Consider the following 19,131-nt stretch of genomic DNA (forward strand, 5'->3'; position numbering starts at 1 on the left):
AATAAAGTTTTGACATAAAAGGGAGCCAATGCGGTACAGCATTGGCTCTTTTTTGTGTCACTCGATTAGTTATAGACTTGTAATTTTAAATATCCATCCCAACGTTCCTGCCTGGGTAGAAAGACAATTGCGGATTCAATTGGTTTTCCTTTGCAGTTCGTACGCTAGGATTAAGTCTAAAAACCATTGTATGGCTCCCTAGAGAGGAGCGATATTTCTCAACATGGGATTGTGAAAGGCTTTTATCATAGTATCCAGGTACGTATTTATCCAGCATGGCTTGCATTGCCGCGGTCGCTTCTGTTAAATCACTTACCATTTCTAGTTCCCCGAATAGCATCACGCTCATATAAGCAGAATCTGTCTTAGCGGGTATAGGGCTCACCATCGTTCCGTAATCTTCAGATACTGTGAAACAACAGTTAGGATTGGCATGAATCAAATTGATTTTTCTTCCCTGTGCGGCTCCATGGAAATACAAAGCTTCATTCATCCAGATAAAATTTAAAGGAACAACATAAGGAATCTCTCCATCCGTTAATCCAAGGTAACCTGTCCGTGCATGGCTTAAAAACTGATCAATACGTTTATCATCTGTACATATTAATTTTTCTTGGCGGATCTTATGCATTTTTCATCCCATCTTTCTTTATAAATGATAAAATCATTGTAAGAAATTTCTGTACATAACAAAAGTGCCAGAATTAAAATATTTAATAGGGACAGATGGAGGGCAAACTGTGGAACTTACCCCATTTTTACAAAGGGAGCTGTCAGAGCCGTTATACAGCCAGTTGTATTATTGGATTAAAAAAGAAATTGAAGAGGGCAGGCTTTTGCCAGGAATCAAGCTGCCGTCCGTACGCCAGCTTTCAACTCATTTGAAGGTGAGCAGGAATACGGTTGAGGCAGCATACCAGCAGCTGCAATCGGAGGGATACCTTGAAAGTGTCCCTAAAAGTGGCATATGGGTAGCTGAGATTGAGAAGAAGCCTTCAATGCATCCGAATGAGGCAGAGCATCCTGTTATGCAAGAATGTAAGCCTTCAAGAGAAGTCCTTGTGGATTTTGAATATGGAAATGTCGACCTTGACAAATTTCCCTTGAAGCAATGGAAGAAATGTCTGTCAGACGCAGTTGGCCAAGAGAATAATTGGCTATTTGAGTATAGTGAAAAACAAGGTGAGTTTGAATTGAGGCGGGAGATTTCAACCTATTTACTGCAATCAAGAGGTGTACGCTCCACACCAGAACAGATCCTTATAACGGCCGGAACACAAACATCTATGGCGTTGATCTGCCGGATTTTAGCACTTCAAGGAAATACCGTGGCTATGGAAGAGCCGGGTTACAGTGGAGTACGATCGGTCTTTGAAGAACAGGGATGTCAGATCGAACCGGTGCCCCTTGAAAAGGATGGATTGTCAATGGAGCATATTCAACTGAGCAGGGCAAAGGCCGTATATGTAACGCCTTCTCACCAGTTTCCGTTTGGCATGATTCTATCCATTTCGAAAAGAATGCGATTGCTAAATTGGGCTTATCAAACTGGGGGATACATTATTGAGGATGATTATGACGGAGAGTTTCGATACCGAGGACAGCCAATTCCCTCGCTGAAATCACTGGATGAAGAGGAAAAGGTCATTTATTTAGGGACATTTTCTAAATCATTTCTTCCTTCATTACGGTTAAGTTATATTGTATTACCACCTTCTCTAATGGATCATTATTCACGAACGTTCGCGGTGTATAACCAATCAGTTTCTCCTATTATTCAGAGGGCTATGGCACTGTTCATGCAATCCGGAGAATTCGAAAGGCATATTCGAAGAATGCGAAAGCAGTATCAAAGAAAACATCAGGCTCTGTTAAGGAGCATTGATCAATATTTGGGCACTAAAGTAAAAATTGTTGGAGAAAAGTCAGGCCTGCATATCTTATTGAAGCTAAAAGGCGTATCCACCATCGAACTGAGTGAAAAGGGCCTGCAGAAGGGGGTCAAAGTTTATTCCCCAATAAATTTTTGGCTGAATCCAACCCCCGAGGGCAATTCCTATATCATGTTAGGATTTGGCGGATTATCAATTGAAGAGATTGATAAGGGAGTAAGATTACTCGCTAGCTGCCTCTATGAAGAGGAGATAGTCGATTTAGAGTCAAATTGATTGAATCAATAAACCCAAATGCGAGGATAGTAGAAAAACCTCAGTTATATACATTAAGGTGGAACGTATTATAAGTAATGTTTAAAGTGAACTTCAAAAGTTAGACAAGCTATTTCATTAGGCAGTTTGAGTGGCATGAGGCCAAGAAAATATCGAACTCATGCCCTTTTATTTATAATTGTTGAAATATTATACCCATTGCTATATTGCTAGAGTTGGAACCTTGAAATAACACTTTATTAGATATATTCTCATTATTTTCATTGTATATGTGTAACTCTATGCTATTGCTAAAATTGTTAGATTTAGCATATAAAAATTTAATTAGATGTTCATTTATAGCTATTGGAATGTCACATTTAAATTGATTGGCTTGTATTACTAAAAATAATGTACCTTTATCTTCAGATATAATTGGTGAGCAACTTAAAATATCCGAGTTTTTAATTTCTAATGCATTTTCCATTTTAATAGATAAATGGATGTGAAGAACCGATTTATCATCATATTTTTTTAGATATACTCCATCACTAATTTCCATTGAATCATCATTTCTATTGTTATAATCCTTTTCAATTTCAATAAGTACATCAAAAAATAGCTTAAATGTTTCAACTGAGATTTTATCAAATGGTTTAACTTTATTTAAGATATTTAATGCGAAGGAGTTTTTTGTCAAAGCTACGTTTTTCTTGTTTCGATATTTAAAGAGATTTTGTATATTTATATTTTCATCAGAATCTAATTCAAATACTTTATTATCAATAATATGATTGTCTTCTTTATTTTTAAGATCTAAAAAATAAATTTTATTTTTTGTTAAATGTTTATAAGAAACTTTATCAAATTCTTTTACTAAATATAGTCTTCTTCCATTTTCGTCATAAGTTTTTATTTCATCATCTTTATAGTAATGTTCTATACTTATTAAAGGTGTATCTTTTCTATGGGATGGTATAGGTAATATTAAAGAGTAGATATTATTACCGTGATATAAAAATTTACTACTCTTATGTTCTTTATTAATATCTGGTGCATCAGAGTCAAATACAAATACTTTTAAATATTCATTTTTGAAGAGTGCTTGATATTTACAAATTTTCATTAAAGTATCATTTCCCATAGGTACTTCTTCATCATATTTAAAAAATTCAAAATCTAAATTATTATATTTATTTTGTTTTTGAAATTCTATCAACGCGTTTTCTAAATGTTTCCAATCTGTTTTTCCTTCTGTAATAATTAAATTTTTATTATAATTTGTAATTTCATCAAATCTTTGATTTGCATTGGGTAGATAATCTTTAATGTAAATCTCATTAAAAGTGTTATTTGCTTTTTGGATAAGTTTTATTTCATCTTTATTAAAAGTGCACTCAGATTGTATCAAAGTATCTTTACTAAGTACTAATCTATCATCATCTTCAATACCATAAATTAATATGGAATAATTGTTTATAATAATGGTACGAACTTTGAATTTATTGTACATCGCTATTTGACTATTTTCAGTCTCAATCGACGTATTTGAGATAAGTTTAATATAAATCCATTTATTATTAAAACTTTGTAGAATATTTTCTGCCTCCAGAAGAGGTATTTTTTGCATTCTAATATCTGAGTTTAAGCTATTATATTCATTTCTTTTCATTCAAAAAGACCTACCTAATTTTATAATAATTTTAATAATTCTATTATAATATAATTTATAAAAATTAATTAGAAAGTTTTTACTCTATCTAATACTATGTTGAAAGGTATTATAAGTAGGCACAAATTTACCTTTAGTAGTTTCAATTTAGTGTTTGTAACCAACTAGAAATATTTATTTCTATGTAAATAAATCGAAAATAAATAAAGATGGACAATATCTTTTATATTTTCGATTTAGTATAAAAGGGTTAGTTTAACAGTCGCATCTATACTTGAACTTAGGCTCTGTCTGAATATAAAAAGCATTTCGTACTTGTGCACTCCAATTTGCAAAGGCTGATCGCCATTCTGGAGTGCTAAAGAATTCATCAACAGATTGAGTTTCTGAATGCCAAACGATAAATAGGTTGAGTGGGGCAATCCCTCCTGCCCAAATTCCATTATTCGCATCAGTATCTTCTTCCCTTACTAATAATAGGGGCAGACCAAATTGAAAAGCCATAGAAGGTTCTACTTGTGAATAAACCGATCCTTGCCAGACTGGAGTGAGTGGTGGAAGGGGTCCTGCATTGACGTCGACTACTTCAATTTCAAAACGGCGAAGGTTTACTGCCAGCATTCCATAGCTTGATGATACTAGCCGGCGAATATCAGTTAAAATCGATTCGGGATAGCTTTCACTTAAAGGCAATGTACGTGGAAAAAGCAAAGCATTCTCTATCTCTAAAATGAGACGGTTTAGAAATCGCTGCTGGTTATTATTTAAATGAGTGGTTGTACTTAAAAATATGGGAATACGATAAGCACGGTCAATACACTTTTGGTGTGCCAATCCTATTTTTGCTTTATCTTTAAGTAAAGAGCTAGGCTCATTATTATACATTTTCTCATCTCCTTTATATTAGTATATGGAAAGGGAATAAGGGAGCTTGGGTTATAACAGCTAATTCCGTAATATAGGGGTTAGTGAAACGGAAATTTAAAATTATTTATAAATTTCAATGCTATGTCAACTGTTGTGATTAAGGAATTTAAAGATGAAAGTGTCAGTTAAAATATCAGGTACTTGGCTTGCTCAAAAAGCAGGTCTTTTTTTATTTCACAATAAGTCTGATGGGCGTGCTCAATAAATATTCAAAATTAAAGAAAGCTGCAATGGTAAAGGGTTAACAAAAAGGTGATTAAAAGGAACATTTATTAATTTGTAAGGAGATATTCGAATATAATGGTAGACTGTATAAGGGAATGATAATAGACGGAAAATATGAAGATAAATAATTCAAAATAAAAGAGGTTTAGTTATGAGTAGAGAAAGTTTTAAGGATTATAAATTAAGTAATGAAATAATAGATGCGCTGAATAGCTTAGAATATGAAAGTCCAACAGCTGTTCAAAGTAAGGTCATCCCTCTTGTGTTAGAGAAAATAGATCTTGTCGTGAAATCACAAACAGGGAGTGGGAAGACTGCCTCATTCGGGATTCCAATTTGTGAATTAATTGATTGGAAGGAAAATAAACCGCAAGCGTTAATTTTGACACCAACAAGAGAACTTGCTGTTCAAGTTAAAGAGGATTTCATAAACATAGGCAGATTTAAACGAATAAAAGCTGCAGCTGTTTATGGAAAACAACCTTTTGCAATCCAAAAAACAGAATTAAAGCAAAAAACGCATGTAGTCGTCGGTACTCCGGGCCGCGTGCTAGATCATATTGAAAGAGGTACTTTATCTTTAGAAAGGATTAACTATCTTGTTATAGATGAAGCTGACGAAATGTTAAACATGGGATTTATTGAACAAGTTGAAGCTATCATCAAAGAGTTGCCTCGAAAACGAGTGACAATGTTATTTTCAGCTACTTTACCAGAGAAGGTAAAAAGCCTATCACTTAACTATATGAAAACACCTATCGATATTGAGATTAAGGCGACTGGACTCACGACTGATAAAATTGATCATTCTCTTTTTGAAGTGGCAGAAGACCATAAATTTTCTATGCTTACCGATGTTACGATTGTAGAAAATCCAGATAGCTGCATAATCTTTTGCCGAACAAAAGATCGAGTAGATACTTTGTGTGATCAGTTAATGGATTTAGGTTATAGCTGCGATAAAATACATGGCGGCATGGTCCAAGAAGATCGGCTTGATGTGATGAATGACTTTAGAAGAGGAGAATTCCGCTATTTAATTGCTACAGATGTAGCAGCTAGAGGAATTGATATTGAAAATATAACACATGTCATTAACTATGATCTTCCGTTAGAGAAAGAAAGCTATGTCCATCGTACAGGAAGAACAGGACGGGCAGGTCAAAAGGGGAAAGCCATCACGTTTGTTACACCATTTGAGGATAAGTTTTTAAGTGAAATTGAAGAATATATTGGTTTTGAGATTCCGAACATGGCTGCTCCTTCAAAAGAGGAAGTTTTAAATAAGAAATCTGACTTTGAAGCAAAAATGAATGTCGAACCAATGATCAAAAAGGCAAAAGGTGAAAAAATAAACAAGCAAATTATGAAGCTGTATTTTAATGGCGGCAAGAAAAAGAAGCTTAGAGCAGTAGATTTTGTTGGAACGATTGCAAAGATTGACGGAGTAACAGTAGAGGATATCGGCATTATTACAATATTAGATTCTGTTTCTTATGTAGAAATATTAAATGATAAAGGCCCGATTGTGTTGAAACGGATGAAGAACACAACCATAAAAGGTAAGCTATTGAAGGTACATGAAGCTAAAAAAAAGTGATGCGTTAGTGTGAGAAGTAACTAGGAGTAATAAAATAATCCGGCTTATTTCTTGTTAGTAATATAAGTAGATTTCAAACAGAAAATTTTTATTTAGAAGTAGTACGGTGAACCAAATCGTAAGTAGGACATTTAATATATCAGATGAAACAGTCTATGAATAAAAGTAGGCTGTTTTTTTGTTTTTTTCCCCATCTTATCAGCGAGTAGCTCTACTAATAGAAAACCTTAAGAAAATCTTAAGAAATCTATCCACTAGTTTCTAAGATTTTATTATTAAGATAACCTCATTAGAAAAAATCAAGACCATATATGAGTGGGGGGAGCTTTTTGACTAATTATAATTCCTTGTTATTTCTGCAATCATTTATCCGTAAGCCAAAGGAAATTGGCAGTGTATGGCCAAGCTCAAGATTTTTGGCTAGAAAAATGGTTCAGCAGGTGGCATGGGAAGAAGTGAGTGCAATAGCGGAGCTTGGTTCTGGTACGGGTGTGATTACTAGAGAAATCCAATCACATGTTTCAAAAAAAGCATCGGTTCTTCTGTTCGAGAAGAATGAGGAAATGAATGGAAATCTTCAGAAGGAATTCCCTGATTACATATGTTATCAGAATGCTGTTGAGATGCTGAAGATAATGGACCACCATGGCATTAACCAATTAGACTGTGTCATTAGCGGACTGCCCTTCTTTAATTTTTCAAAGGAACTGCGTGAAAGGTTACTTAATCAGGTGATTGATTCATTAAAGCCCGGGGGCTATTTCATTGCTTTTCAATATTCTTTACAAATGAAGAATCTGCTCGCAAGAACTTTCCACATTGAGAGAATCCAATATGTCCCACTAAATTTCCCGCCTGCTTTTGTTTATGTTTGCAAAAAGCTTAATTAAAATCGAATAATAGAGGGAGGATCAGGGCATGTAGCATATTTTAGGGGTGACCGAAGTGAATATATTGATTTGTGATGATGATAAGGCAATTGTTGATGCGATAGGAATTTACTTGGAAAATGAGGGATTTTCCATTTTTAAAGCTTTTAATGGAGTAGAGGCAATTGAAGTGATCGATGGACAGGAAATTCATCTAGTGATTATGGATATTATGATGCCTAAGATGGATGGAATACAAGCTACCAGAAAGATCAGGGAAGAAAGCAACATTCCACTGATTATGCTTTCCGCCAAGACGGAGGATTACGACAAAATATTAGGATTAAATCTAGGAGCAGATGACTATATTACTAAGCCCTTTAATCCTTTGGAGCTCATTGCAAGGGTTAAATCGCAGCTAAGAAGGTACACAACTTTAGGAAGCCTTGAAACGAAGAGTGATGTATATAAAACAGGCGGGCTCATTATTGACGATGAAAGTAAAATAATCACTGTTGATGGAGAGGCAGTTCAACTTACTCCAGTGCAATATAAAATTTTAAAGTTTTTGACCGCAAATGCAGGACGAGTGTATTCTATCGAGGAGATTTACGAAAAGGTTTGGAATGAAACAGCCTTTAGCCCGGAAAATACAGTATCCGTTCATATAAGAAAAATTAGAGAAAAAATAGAAATCAATCCGAAAGAGCCAAAATATTTAAAGGTGGTATGGGGAATTGGATATAAGGTTGAAAAAATATAGCCACTCAATGATAACAAAATTGATCGTCTTTATATTCATGCTTGCATGTTTTTCAGGAGTGATACATGCAATTGGCAATTTAGTTTCAGTGAATGATGGCGAAGTTGGAATTGTTTTTGAAGATAATTTCTTCCATAGCAAGTCTTATGTGGGAGAAAGTGAAATTCTTATTAGTGACCTTACAAGGCTGTTGGAGAAATATAAAAGTGAGGAACATATTTTAAAAGGTGGGACAATCAATAAAGATGAATTAAGAAATGAAGAACAGAACTTATTTTTTGATTATCAGTTGGAATCTAAAAGTTATAATCCTAATTTAAGAGAAGTAGAAAACTATGAGAAGTTCAAAGTTGAATATGCCGATAAAATTTCTGATTTAAAGGACCAAATGATTAAGGGAGATTTAAGAGAATATCATTTTCTATTGGAAAATATCGAAGCAGTTGACGGTCCTCTGTATTATGCCAGTGATGGTGTAAATGTTTATACGAATAGTACAATGAATGATAAACAACAATTTAAAGGCTATCCATCTTATATGGTGTTTGAGGGGTATAAAAGCGATATCTATCCAAAAGAAATTGAGGCAAGTAAATATTTAAATCGGATTACAATGGAATTGGATGAATGGGGCTCTGAAAACCATGCAATATATGTTGCTTTTCCAAGAAAGTTTTTAGATTCAAAAATAAGTGAGTGGAAAGAAAATAAAGTGAGTGCCACAAAGGGCTTTTATCTTTTACTAGGATTTTCAGCAGGATTTATCCTATCCTTTTTCTATTTGGCACTGGTGAATGGGAGAAAGTTTTTTAAGGACAAAGAGCTGCGCTTGCATACAGTCGATAAATTATATATTGATTTAAACATCCTGCTATGTATAGGACTTATAACGCTATGGCTTATTATACTTGAATTTCTTGAACTCCCAAGCAACTTACATTGGGTCATTCCGATCACGATTCCGTTTTCTGCTGCTTGTTTCTTACTAATTTTATCAATGGTGAGACATTTAAAAAATAGAACATTTTTTAAGCATACCTTGATTTATCAACTAATCAAAGGACTTATCCGATTTGTTAGAAATGTCTATGATAGCGGAAATGTTGGAGTAAAGACCGTTCTGATTGTCATAGGGTATCCACTTCTGATTGCTTTAACATTTTTTATGTTCCCGATCACCATAGGGATCGCTGCCTGGTTTGCTTTAAAGAAGGTCAAGTCCTTTAAGGCAATAAAAGATGGAGTAGAGAGAATAAAAAATGGAGAGCTCCATCATAGCATTGATATTGGCGGAAAGGGAGAGTTTGCAAGCCTGGCTGCCAATATAAACAGCATTACCGACGGATTGAAAAATGCCGTAGATAACGAACTAAAAAGTGAGAGATTAAAAACAGAGCTAATCACTAATGTATCGCATGATATACGAACACCGTTAACATCCATTATCACATATGTTGATTTACTAAAAAAAGAAAAAGACCTTTCAAAGATAGCCGAATATACAGAAGTACTGGATCAAAAGTCTAAAAGGCTAAAGTTCCTTACGGATGATTTATTTGAAGCTGCCAAAGCATCAAGCGGAAATATCCCAGTCCATCTGGAGAAGATTGATATTGTCTCATTAATCGCTCAGGGGCTTGGGGAGGTAAGTGAAAAAATTGAAGAACTGGGTTTAGAATTCAGGTTCAACCATCCAAATGATAAAGTCTTTGTGACAGCTGATGGGAAATTATTGTGGAGGTCTATTGAAAACGTATTATCAAATATATTTAAGTATGCTCTTAAAGGGTCAAGGGTATATATCCATATCGAAGAGTTAGAAAGAGAAATCCTGCTTACGTTCAAAAATATATCAGCTTATGAATTAAATATTTCCGCTGATGAATTAATGGAGCGTTTTAAAAGAGGAGATGAATCTAGATCTAGCCAAGGGAGCGGATTGGGCCTTTCCATTGCCCAAAGCCTAATCAATATACAAAAAGGGAAATTTATGATTCAAATTGATGGGGATTTATTTAAATCTATCATCTATATCCCTAAGCATCATAAGGAGTGAAGTCATTAATACCAATTAGATGGCACGTTCCACGTGAAACAATTTAAGAGGAAAAGAGATTTGCAGATTTAATTGGAATTTCCTTTCCATCCATGAAACTGCTTTAAGTTTTATGAATGTATTGCCAAAACTTGATTAATTTACGGAATAAAAAAGGGCCTAATTTAATGAATTAGGTCCTTTTTGAAAAATTTAATACTATGAGCGATTAAGAACTGGGCTGAGTAATAGGTGGTCATAATTAGGACAGTTGAGAAGGGGATGTCGGATACAAACCGATTCCACGCTAATATCGAATCAGAGATAACGAATAAAATACTCCCTGCCATTGCCCATTTATTACCGGTCATAATGGCAGACCAAGCCATTGATGAAATGATAATAATATATAAAATAACTGGAATAAATAAAGCACTATTGCCATTTTCGATTAGAGATTCGGTAAGAATATGACCAATGAACATTGCATAGAAACAGATAGGAATAATAGATAAAACTCGGATGAGGGAAAAACGCCACTCCTTAAAGAATCCAATGATATAAAAAATATGACCTATTAAAAAAGCTGATAATCCTATCAGGAACCAATGAAGTAAACCATCGCCAAACATACAAAACAGTAACCCGGTTATTATAATCCAGCCGGTTATGGAGCGTTTTCCCCTTAATTGAATAAACGCATAAGTCATAATTAACCACATTGGAATTAACTTGAAGAGAAGTTTAAGAAGTAGAGGCGAATCAGGAATAATAAAAATATATAATGCACTCGTGATTAAGATAAGTAGTGGTAAAGACAGCCTTTTCAATTTTTCACACCTTTCTATAAGCTTATTTTTTTATCACTATATTAGATGATTCTCCATTTAATTCCTGAATCCTTTTGGTCTCTTGGATTTTATATAAATGATTGAAGAAAGTTGCCTGTGCAGAAGTTTTTTAAATATTTCTTGACCTTCAAGTAACTTGAAACTGTAACATTGGATTAAAGGAGTGAGGGATTTGAGCAAACTCATGACAATACAGGATTTTTCCGATAGAACTGGTATTTCAAAAAGTGCTTTGAGGTATTATGAGTCAAAAAACTTACTGCATCCAGCAGGCAGGAACTCCAGTGGGTATCGAGTTTATTCTGAGAATCAGGTTCCAATCATCAAGTTAGTATCCAGTTTACGTTTGGCTGATGTACCGATTAAGGACATCCAAGCATATTTAAAAGAGAACGATGAAAACAGACGAAGGAATATGATGGATGATTGGATTGAATTGATAAAGAAAAGGCTTGATATCTTGAATCTAAGTTTACGATATTTAGAAAGCAACTCTATGAATGATCAAATTTATCTGATTGAAAAGGCTGATGAAAATATTATATGGTTCTCAGCAGAGTCTGAAACAGGGCGATTCAGAGAACACTTTATAAAAAGAGGAAAAGAACTTGAAAAATTAAATATTCCTATAAAAAGCTGTTATTTAAAATATCTATCGGGCAAAGATTTGATTAAAGCAAATATAGGATTTGGCGTGCCATTTGGCATCCAAACAAGCGAATTATCTGATGTTGAATTAGTAGAACACCTGGCTTCATGCGTATATATTGCCCTGTCTTTTCATGCTCCTATTTCTGAAATACAAAATGGCTATTGGAAATTAATAAACTATGCAAACGAACACAAATGGATTCCGGCAGGTCCTATACTAGAATGGTATCGCGGGGATGACTTCTCAGATCTTGATTTATTAATGCCAGTTACTAAATTAGAAAAAGAGAGGATCGTGTAAAATGCCTAACGATGAAGATCTGATTGTTAGAATAGCAGAATTAAGAGGGGACTATTATCAAATTGGCTTGGAACAGGGCAAAGAATTAAAGTCATTATCAGGATTTCCTCTAATAGACCAGCTAAGGGAATTGACTAGTAATGCGAATGTACAAAAGTCTAAGGAAATAATAAAGAATCTTTCCCCAAAATTCCTTCAGGAACTGGAGGGGTTGGCAGAAGGATTAAATATGGAATTAGATCGTACGATTAAACTATTTAGTGGGTATGATGTTGTATTTCCAGAAATGGGATGCACTACGTTAGTAAAAGAGGGCTATTACGTCCGCAATTATGATTTCAGTCCAGAAATGTACGATGCAAGACTTGTATTTATGCAGCCTTTAAATGGCTATGCTAGTGTAGGCTTTAGCCAGCAAATTATCGGAAGACTTGATGGGATGAATGAAAAGGGGCTTGTTGTAGGGCTGCATTTTGTAAATAATGAACACAAAGGTGAGGGCTTTATTGCAACGACTATTGTTAGATTGCTGCTCGAACAGTGTGCAAATATTGAGGAGGCGATTGCCTTTATCACTGATATCCCTCATGGCTATTGCTACAATTACTCTATTACAGACAAGAGCGGAAAAAGCATAATAGTAGAGGCTTCTCCACAAAAACAGATAATTAATGCTGCAAATCCTCTAATATGCACAAATCATTTTGAATCAGAAATGTTGAGAAACAAAAACAGAATAAATATACAAGGCTCAGTAAAACGGAAGGAATATGTGAGTTCCTTATTAACTGAAGAGCTATCTCCAATGGCTATTTATCATCATTTTAACAAAGAAAGTTCCCCCTTGTTCTTTAAACATTATAAAGAGTATTTTGGTACGCTTCATACAGTTGTCTATTCACCAAAGGAGTTAAGCATCATCATGGGTGTTGGAGAGAATTGTAAACCGATGGTATTTTCTCTTAAAGAATTTATGGAGGGGAGATTGATTCTTCCTGAAAATATGACAGGAATAATCAATCAAGTTTCCTATTAAGTAAAAAAAGGCTAAAGTACACGGACAAAATTGTGCACTTTAGCCTTTTTTTAATGGATATAGAATCCTTGAAAAAGGAACGATATTCTATATGCAATAAAAGTTTTGTTCTTAAACGCATTCATAGAAGATTCCCCTTTCATAATTGATTTGTTATTTTCCAGTATTAATTAAGTATGGAAGGGGGCATTTACTAAAATTTCCTAGAGTAAAATAAACCTTGTATTTTCGAAAAAAGATGATTATAGTGAAATAATGATTACAGATGTCAAGACACAAGGAGGTAAATATTGTGACTGATAAGACTATTTCACAGAGAAAGCTTCTTGGCATTGCAGGGCTCGGCTGGATGTTTGATGCACTGGATGTAGGAATGCTTTCGTTTATTATTGCAGCGCTGAAAATAGAGTGGGATTTGACACCTGAACAGATGGGGTGGATTGGAAGTGTAAATTCAATTGGGATGGCTGTAGGTGCACTTCTTTTCGGCCTATGGGCAGATAAGATTGGCAGGAAGCATATATTTATTATCACTTTATTATTATTTTCGATTGGGAGCGGGCTTTCCGCATTGACAACTACCCTTTTTGCCTTTCTGGTTCTGCGCTTTTTTGTTGGCATGGGGCTTGGTGGAGAATTACCTGTCGCCTCAACTCTCGTTTCAGAAAGTGTATCGGCAAAAGAGCGTGGGCGAGTGGTTGTTTTATTAGAAAGTTTTTGGGCATTTGGCTGGCTGATTGCAGCACTTATTTCATATTTTGTTATTCCTTCATTTGGCTGGAAAGTTGCCCTTATTCTTAGTGCTTTACCTGCTTTTTATGCTATTTATTTACGGATCAAACTCCCGGACTCTCCGGCATTTTCACCAAAAAATGCTGAGAAACGGACGGTTGGCCAAAATGTTCGAGATGTTTGGTCGAACAAATATGCACGCTCCACATTTGTACTTTGGATTGTTTGGTTCACGGTCGTTTTTTCATACTATGGGATGTTCCTTTGGCTGCCAAGTGTGATGGTAATGAAAGGATTTAGTATGATCCAAAGCTTCGAGTATGTATTGATCATGACCCTAGCTCAGCTGCCGGGATATTTTACAGCTGCATGGCTCATTGAACGAATGGGCAGAAAATTTGTCCTTGTCACTTATTTACTCGGAACGGCGGGTTCTGCCCTTGTTTTCGGTCAGGCAGAAACAACTGCGGTTCTTATAGTGTCAGGTATCTTTTTATCATTCTTCAACCTTGGTGCATGGGGGGCTTTATATGCTTACACCCCTGAACAATATCCGGCTGTAATACGTGGGACAGGAGCTGGTATGGCTGCATCTATTGGACGTGTAGGAGGAATTCTTGGACCACTTCTTGTTGGCTCACTTGTTGCATCTGGTCATTCTATTGGGTTCATTTTTGCGCTGTTTTGTGCAAGTATTGTCATCGGTGTAATTGTTCTTGCATTTTTAGGAAAAGAAACACGGCAGACTGAATTAACATAGGTGAAGGATCTGAATGTTAGGTACCCAGTCTTTTTCTTTGATCAAAGAGTAACTAGAAATATTTTCATTGAATTCAATTGGTAAATAATAACCATCACCTATAATACAGCTTTTTGGAATAGGAGAAACAACAAGATATTGACTATTCTAAAATAGTATTATAAAGTTAGAAACGTAATAATTTCATATAACAAATCCTCATCAACCGATGAGGTAGAGGTCGCAGTTTTTATCAGTAAGGCGGACGAGATGCAGAGACATCACTTGACTCCGTTTGAAAGGAAAAGCTGCCGAAGCGTGCTTGTTTCTCTGACTAAGCATGCTGGGGCTGTCTCCAAATAGGAACAGAACTGTCACGATTGGTCCTACCAGCCATTCGTGTTGGGCTATCTTTCGGAAGGTATGATGCGGGCTATTTTTAATGTCACCTGAATCTGCTTCGGTGGCATTTTTTATTCCAAGCTCCTTCCAGATTAGACAAGCTAATGGGTCTTCAGTTAAGGCCTTGTGCTAGAAAAATTGAAGATAAGGAGTAACATCGATGAGAACAGCAGAAGAAAGAAAAGATAAATTTAGTACGGATACTGATACAACCAGCTTAAAACGCAGTTTAAAGTCACGTCATTTAACAATGATTTCTCTAGGCGGAACCATTGGAACCGGCCTTTTTCTTGCTAGCGGCGGCGCAATCCACTCCGCTGGTCCCGGAGGAGCGATCCTATCCTATCTTGTGATTGGAATTATGGTCTATTTCTTAATGACAGGTCTTGCGGAAATGGGCGCCTATATGCCTGTTGCAGGAAGCTTTAGCACATATGCCGCCAAGTTTGTCGACCCATCGCTTGGATTTGCCCTTGGCTGGAACTATTGGTATAACTGGGCGATAACTATTGCAGCAGAATTATCAGCAGTTACCATGATTATGAAGTTTTGGTTCCCTCAAACTCCTTCTATTATTTGGAGTGCCGTTTTCTTAGTAATCATGTTTTTATTAAATTATCTATCAGTAAAAGGCTTTGGTGAAACAGAGTATTGGTTCGCCTTAATTAAAGTAGTTACAGTGATTATCTTTATTATAATTGGTATATTAATGATTTTTGGAATCTTAGGTGGCGAGGTAATTGGTTTTAAGAATTTTACAGTAGGAGATGCACCGTTTCATGGCGGCTTTATGACAATGCTTGGAATCTTTATGGCAGCGGGTTTTTCCTTCCAAGGCACAGAATTGCTTGGTGTGGCAGCTGGTGAAACCGATGATCCTGGCAAAGCAATCCCAAGAGCTGTAAAATCAGTGTTTTGGCGCATCCTTTTATTCTATATACTCGCAATTTTTGTGATTGGTTTAATAATCCCTTATACAAATGAGAACCTTGCAAGCAGTGATGTAACCGTTAGCCCATTCACGATTGTTTTCCAAAAGGCAGGAATAGCTTTTGCTGCTTCCGTAATGAATGCAGTGATCTTAACAGCCGTGCTGTCTGCCGGCAACTCAGGAATGTACGCTTCTACACGTATGCTATGGAATTTAGCCCGGGAAGGGAAAGCACCTAAGTTTCTTGGGAAACTAAATAGAAGAGGCGTTCCAGTAAATGCATTGATTATCACATCATTAGTCGGTACACTTGCTTTCTTGGCATCATTATTTGGTGATGGTACTGTGTATGTATGGCTGCTAAACGCATCAGGGATGTCAGGGTTTATCGCATGGCTTGGTATTGCCATTTGCCACTATCGATTCCGCCGGGCATTTGTTGCTCAAGGAAAAGACTTAAACCTCTTGCCATACAAAGCAAAATTATTTCCATTCGGTCCGATTTTCGCCTTCGCGGTTTGTGGCTTTGTCGTATTAGGACAAAACTATTCGGCTTTTCTAGGGGATCATATTGATTGGAACGGTATACTAGTTTCTTATATAGGTTTACCTTTGTTCTTAATTCTATGGCTTGGATACAAATTTACGAAAAAGACAAAATTGATCCCGTTAAAGGATTGTGATTTATCAAATTAGTTTTTTGCACGCAGCCAGCGTGCTTTTTTTTATGCTTATTGACAACTTCTTAAACACAATACATGTAGGAAGATTTTAATTAGAGGCAGTAACGAGATAAGAAATAAGAAAAAGTATAAATAGCGGTTCCCACTTTTTATACTTTTTTACTATCATATAGCACGATGAGGATTAAACGGTTCAATGCACGAATACATAGAACCAATGGCTTCTTCCAAAATAGCTTTCCCTTGTTTTTCGCTTATTAATGGAAATCAAAAATAAATAGTCTCATGTGAGCTTCTATTCGAATTATTTATATAAAAAAACTTTAAGGTTATCTTTGCTATCAAGAGTGGCAAACAGAACATTTTTTACTTCTGTCTGATATAAACTGTTTAAACTGGAAATAATCCATTCTTCATTCTTTTGCATTTGTTTTAACTCCTTGGAGTTGATTTTCCCTTCTTTAATAATGGTTTTTGGAAAATCGAATGGTTGTGTTTCCAACTGCATTGCTGAAGGGGTTAAAGGTTCATATTTTGGATCCAAAAAAACAGAAAACTTCCCATCTGCTTCCCAAATAGCTAAGGCTACTTTTTTTACATCTTCAATTTTTTCTTCCCGTAATTCTTCTAATAATACATCAATAGATATTCTTGCCTTTTTTAATCCTTTATAGATGATTTCTCCATTCTGGACAATGGTAATGGGTGCAGGTGTAATCAGCCTTCTAAACCATGGCCATTTTAGGATTGTATAAATGCCGCCAAGATACAAGACCACTAATACGATGGTTGTAATCATCGATCCTTTAAGTCCAAGTTTTTCATCAGATAATGGATGGGCAATGATGTTTCCAATGACTAATGCAATTGCGAAATCAAGGGGTCTTAATTGGGATATGGCACGCTGACCCAATACTCTCGTAACAACTAATAAAAAGAAAAAAGCAACAACAGCTCGAAGGAGCCACTCAAAGCTGGTAAGTGTTTCTTGGCTTTGGAAAAAATCCATATAAGACACATCCCTTACAAAAATACTATTACATAGTTTAACACTGGTGTTATTTTAATAAACTGCAATGAAACGAATTAATGTAATAGGGTCTATATGAAATTTTTTGAGTGGTTTCAGATGAAGCTGCCAAAAAATAAGAAATGATTGACTGGAAAGTTTTTATTTTGGATCCCTCTAGTGAAACGTGTGCTAAGTAAGGGAGAAAAAAATCCTGCTTTTATTGGTTTTGTGAAATGGGTCAATTAAGAACGAATAAAAAGGGGGATTTTCTAAATATGCACCCCTGTTTAAAAGCAATTGGTTAGAAATTAGCTGTTCCCTATTGAGGGAGACGGCTCAGTATAATTATTGATAAAATAATTTCTTCTGAAGAATATCCAATGCTTTCTCGATATCCTCTAAATCATCATTCGAAGCATTTTGTACTCGTTCAAGAAAACGGGTCTCAATCGATGCAAATGATTTGTTCATCATTATTTCCCCATCATTTGAGAGACGAATATATTGCTTTCGCCGATCTTCGGTATCATCAATCTTGTCAATTAACCTTTTCTCACTTAATTTTCTAAGCTCACGGCTTGTGTTCGGCAAAGACATATTCATACAGCTGCTAATTTCGCTTGTAGTCACAGGCTGACTAACCGTAATATATTCTAGAATTTTGTATTGAACTTGAGTGATGGAATCTGACTTGGCATTTCGTGTTAATTCATGTGTCACCTGATGAACTGAGTTTGTAAATGACACAAGCTTATAGAAAAGAGCACTTTTATCCATAACGTTCACCTCTTACAGACAAGATAACAAAAGTGTTATCATAATACAATTATCATTTGACAACAAAATATAGAGGGTGCTATGATTTACTTATCAAATGATAAGTAAGAGGTGCGTTATGAAGATGTTAGTCATTTATACATATCCACATCACAACAGTTTAAATTATGCGTTTTTACGACATATTATCAAAGGGAGTAAACAGAATCCCCATATTAAAGAGTTACAGGTTTTGGATTTATATGAAGAGGAATTTAATCCACTTCTAGTGTTTAATGAGCAAAAGCGAAGACGTGACATGCATATTGACCCCGCTATTGAAAAATATAGACAGCAAATTACATGGGCGGATAAGATTGTTTTCATCTATCCTATTTGGTGGGGAAGACCTCCAGCGATGCTCTTAGGATATATAGATCAATTATTTGCCTCCAATTTTGCATATAAAGATAAGAAGGGTCTTTTCCCGGAAGGCCTTTTGAAGGGAAAGTCTGTTGTATGTGTGTCCACAATGAAAGGGCCAACTCATTATCCATTTCTCTGGTTGAATAATGCACATAAAATATTAATGAAAAGAGCTTTATTTAATTTTGTTGGAATTAAGAGAGTGAAGTTTTTTGAATTTGGGAATATGGAAAGCACAAAGGGAAACCAAATCAAGAAATTAGAAAAAATTCACAAGTATTTCAGTAAACTAGATCATTAGTTGTGTGCCTTCTTTATGAAGTGATGTACCATAAATAAATGAGGTTTTTCTTATTTTACATACTTATAAAAA

16 protein-coding genes and 1 riboswitch are annotated in these 19,131 nt (G+C 35.4%); of the genes, 10 read left to right on the top strand and 6 right to left on the bottom strand.

Annotation, left to right across the window (positions count from 1 at the left end; genetic code table 11):
- Window positions 1-85: 85 nt before the first annotated feature.
- On the bottom strand, window positions 86-631 hold the full coding sequence (locus ASU02_RS00135) for a pyridoxamine 5'-phosphate oxidase family protein (protein ID WP_095396668.1): 546 nt from the start codon (window positions 629-631) through the stop codon (window positions 86-88).
- A gap of 109 nt (window positions 632-740) precedes the next feature.
- On the opposite strand from ASU02_RS00135, the gene pdxR reads away from it, so the two are divergent.
- Window positions 741-2,168, top strand: coding sequence for a MocR-like pyridoxine biosynthesis transcription factor PdxR (pdxR, locus tag ASU02_RS00140; protein ID WP_232426097.1), 1,428 nt, complete (start codon window positions 741-743; stop codon window positions 2,166-2,168).
- 172 nt (window positions 2,169-2,340) lie between these two features.
- Here pdxR and ASU02_RS00145 read toward each other — a convergent pair whose 3' ends face one another.
- Both ASU02_RS00145 and ASU02_RS00150 read right to left on the bottom strand, forming a co-directional pair.
- Complete coding sequence (locus ASU02_RS00145) at window positions 2,341-3,819, bottom strand: hypothetical protein (protein WP_057759631.1); 1,479 nt, start codon at window positions 3,817-3,819, stop codon at window positions 2,341-2,343.
- Between the two features lie 255 nt (window positions 3,820-4,074).
- Window positions 4,075-4,704: a hypothetical protein gene (locus ASU02_RS00150; protein ID WP_057759634.1), complete on the bottom strand. Its 630-nt coding sequence runs from the start codon at window positions 4,702-4,704 to the stop codon at window positions 4,075-4,077.
- Window positions 4,705-5,122: 418 nt separating this feature from the next.
- Here ASU02_RS00150 and ASU02_RS00155 point away from each other — a divergent pair, with 418 nt between their 5' ends.
- The 4 genes from ASU02_RS00155 to ASU02_RS00170 all read left to right on the top strand — a co-directional run bounded on the left by ASU02_RS00155 (window position 5,123) and on the right by ASU02_RS00170 (window position 10,259).
- Entirely contained in the window at window positions 5,123-6,571 is a 1,449-nt protein-coding gene (locus ASU02_RS00155) for a DEAD/DEAH box helicase (RefSeq protein WP_057759637.1), read from the top strand.
- A 311-nt stretch (window positions 6,572-6,882) separates the two neighbouring features.
- On the top strand, window positions 6,883-7,461 hold the full coding sequence (locus ASU02_RS00160) for a class I SAM-dependent methyltransferase (protein ID WP_057759640.1): 579 nt from the start codon (window positions 6,883-6,885) through the stop codon (window positions 7,459-7,461).
- A gap of 46 nt (window positions 7,462-7,507) precedes the next feature.
- Window positions 7,508-8,203, top strand: coding sequence for a response regulator transcription factor (locus tag ASU02_RS00165; RefSeq protein WP_456297727.1), 696 nt, complete (start codon window positions 7,508-7,510; stop codon window positions 8,201-8,203).
- Window positions 8,178-10,259 (top strand): HAMP domain-containing sensor histidine kinase, encoded by a 2,082-nt coding sequence (locus ASU02_RS00170; protein ID WP_057759645.1) that lies wholly within the window; start codon window positions 8,178-8,180, stop codon window positions 10,257-10,259. Before ASU02_RS00165 ends, ASU02_RS00170 begins: the two co-directional genes overlap by 26 nt.
- Before the next feature lie 164 nt (window positions 10,260-10,423).
- Here ASU02_RS00170 and ASU02_RS00175 read toward each other — a convergent pair whose 3' ends face one another.
- Window positions 10,424-11,068, bottom strand: coding sequence for a lysoplasmalogenase (locus tag ASU02_RS00175; RefSeq protein ID WP_057759649.1), 645 nt, complete (start codon window positions 11,066-11,068; stop codon window positions 10,424-10,426).
- Between the two features lie 193 nt (window positions 11,069-11,261).
- Here ASU02_RS00175 and ASU02_RS00180 point away from each other — a divergent pair, with 193 nt between their 5' ends.
- The 4 genes from ASU02_RS00180 to ASU02_RS00195 all read left to right on the top strand — a co-directional run bounded on the left by ASU02_RS00180 (window position 11,262) and on the right by ASU02_RS00195 (window position 16,577).
- On the top strand, window positions 11,262-12,041 hold the full coding sequence (locus tag ASU02_RS00180) for a MerR family transcriptional regulator (protein ID WP_057759652.1): 780 nt from the start codon (window positions 11,262-11,264) through the stop codon (window positions 12,039-12,041).
- Between the two features lies 1 nt (window position 12,042).
- Entirely contained in the window at window positions 12,043-13,077 is a 1,035-nt protein-coding gene (locus ASU02_RS00185) for a C45 family autoproteolytic acyltransferase/hydolase (protein WP_057759656.1), read from the top strand.
- A gap of 265 nt (window positions 13,078-13,342) precedes the next feature.
- The gene (locus ASU02_RS00190) at window positions 13,343-14,569 is read left to right on the top strand and encodes an MFS transporter (protein WP_057759658.1); all 1,227 of its coding nucleotides are present in this window, start codon (window positions 13,343-13,345) and stop codon (window positions 14,567-14,569) included.
- A 206-nt stretch (window positions 14,570-14,775) separates the two neighbouring features.
- Window positions 14,776-14,966, top strand: a riboswitch (Lysine riboswitch).
- Between the two features lie 144 nt (window positions 14,967-15,110).
- Window positions 15,111-16,577 carry an amino acid permease gene (locus tag ASU02_RS00195; protein ID WP_057759662.1) on the top strand — a complete coding sequence of 489 codons (1,467 nt, stop codon included), beginning with the start codon at window positions 15,111-15,113 and terminating at the stop codon, window positions 16,575-16,577.
- A 291-nt stretch (window positions 16,578-16,868) separates the two neighbouring features.
- Here the strand turns inward: ASU02_RS00195 and ASU02_RS00200 are convergent, their stop codons facing one another.
- Window positions 16,869-17,573, bottom strand: a complete 705-nt coding sequence (locus ASU02_RS00200; protein ID WP_057759665.1) for a DUF421 domain-containing protein — start codon at window positions 17,571-17,573, stop codon at window positions 16,869-16,871.
- Window positions 17,574-17,921: 348 nt separating this feature from the next.
- Entirely contained in the window at window positions 17,922-18,353 is a 432-nt protein-coding gene (locus tag ASU02_RS00205) for a MarR family winged helix-turn-helix transcriptional regulator (protein ID WP_057759666.1), read from the bottom strand.
- A gap of 118 nt (window positions 18,354-18,471) precedes the next feature.
- On the opposite strand from ASU02_RS00205, the gene ASU02_RS00210 reads away from it, so the two are divergent.
- The gene (locus tag ASU02_RS00210; protein ID WP_057759668.1) at window positions 18,472-19,059 is read left to right on the top strand and encodes an NAD(P)H-dependent oxidoreductase; all 588 of its coding nucleotides are present in this window, start codon (window positions 18,472-18,474) and stop codon (window positions 19,057-19,059) included.
- The last annotated feature ends 72 nt before the right edge of the window (window positions 19,060-19,131 follow it).

Origin of the sequence: Cytobacillus praedii (assembly GCF_001439605.1) — a bacterium.
Taxonomy (GTDB): Bacteria; Bacillota; Bacilli; order Bacillales; family Cytobacillaceae; genus Cytobacillus; species Cytobacillus praedii.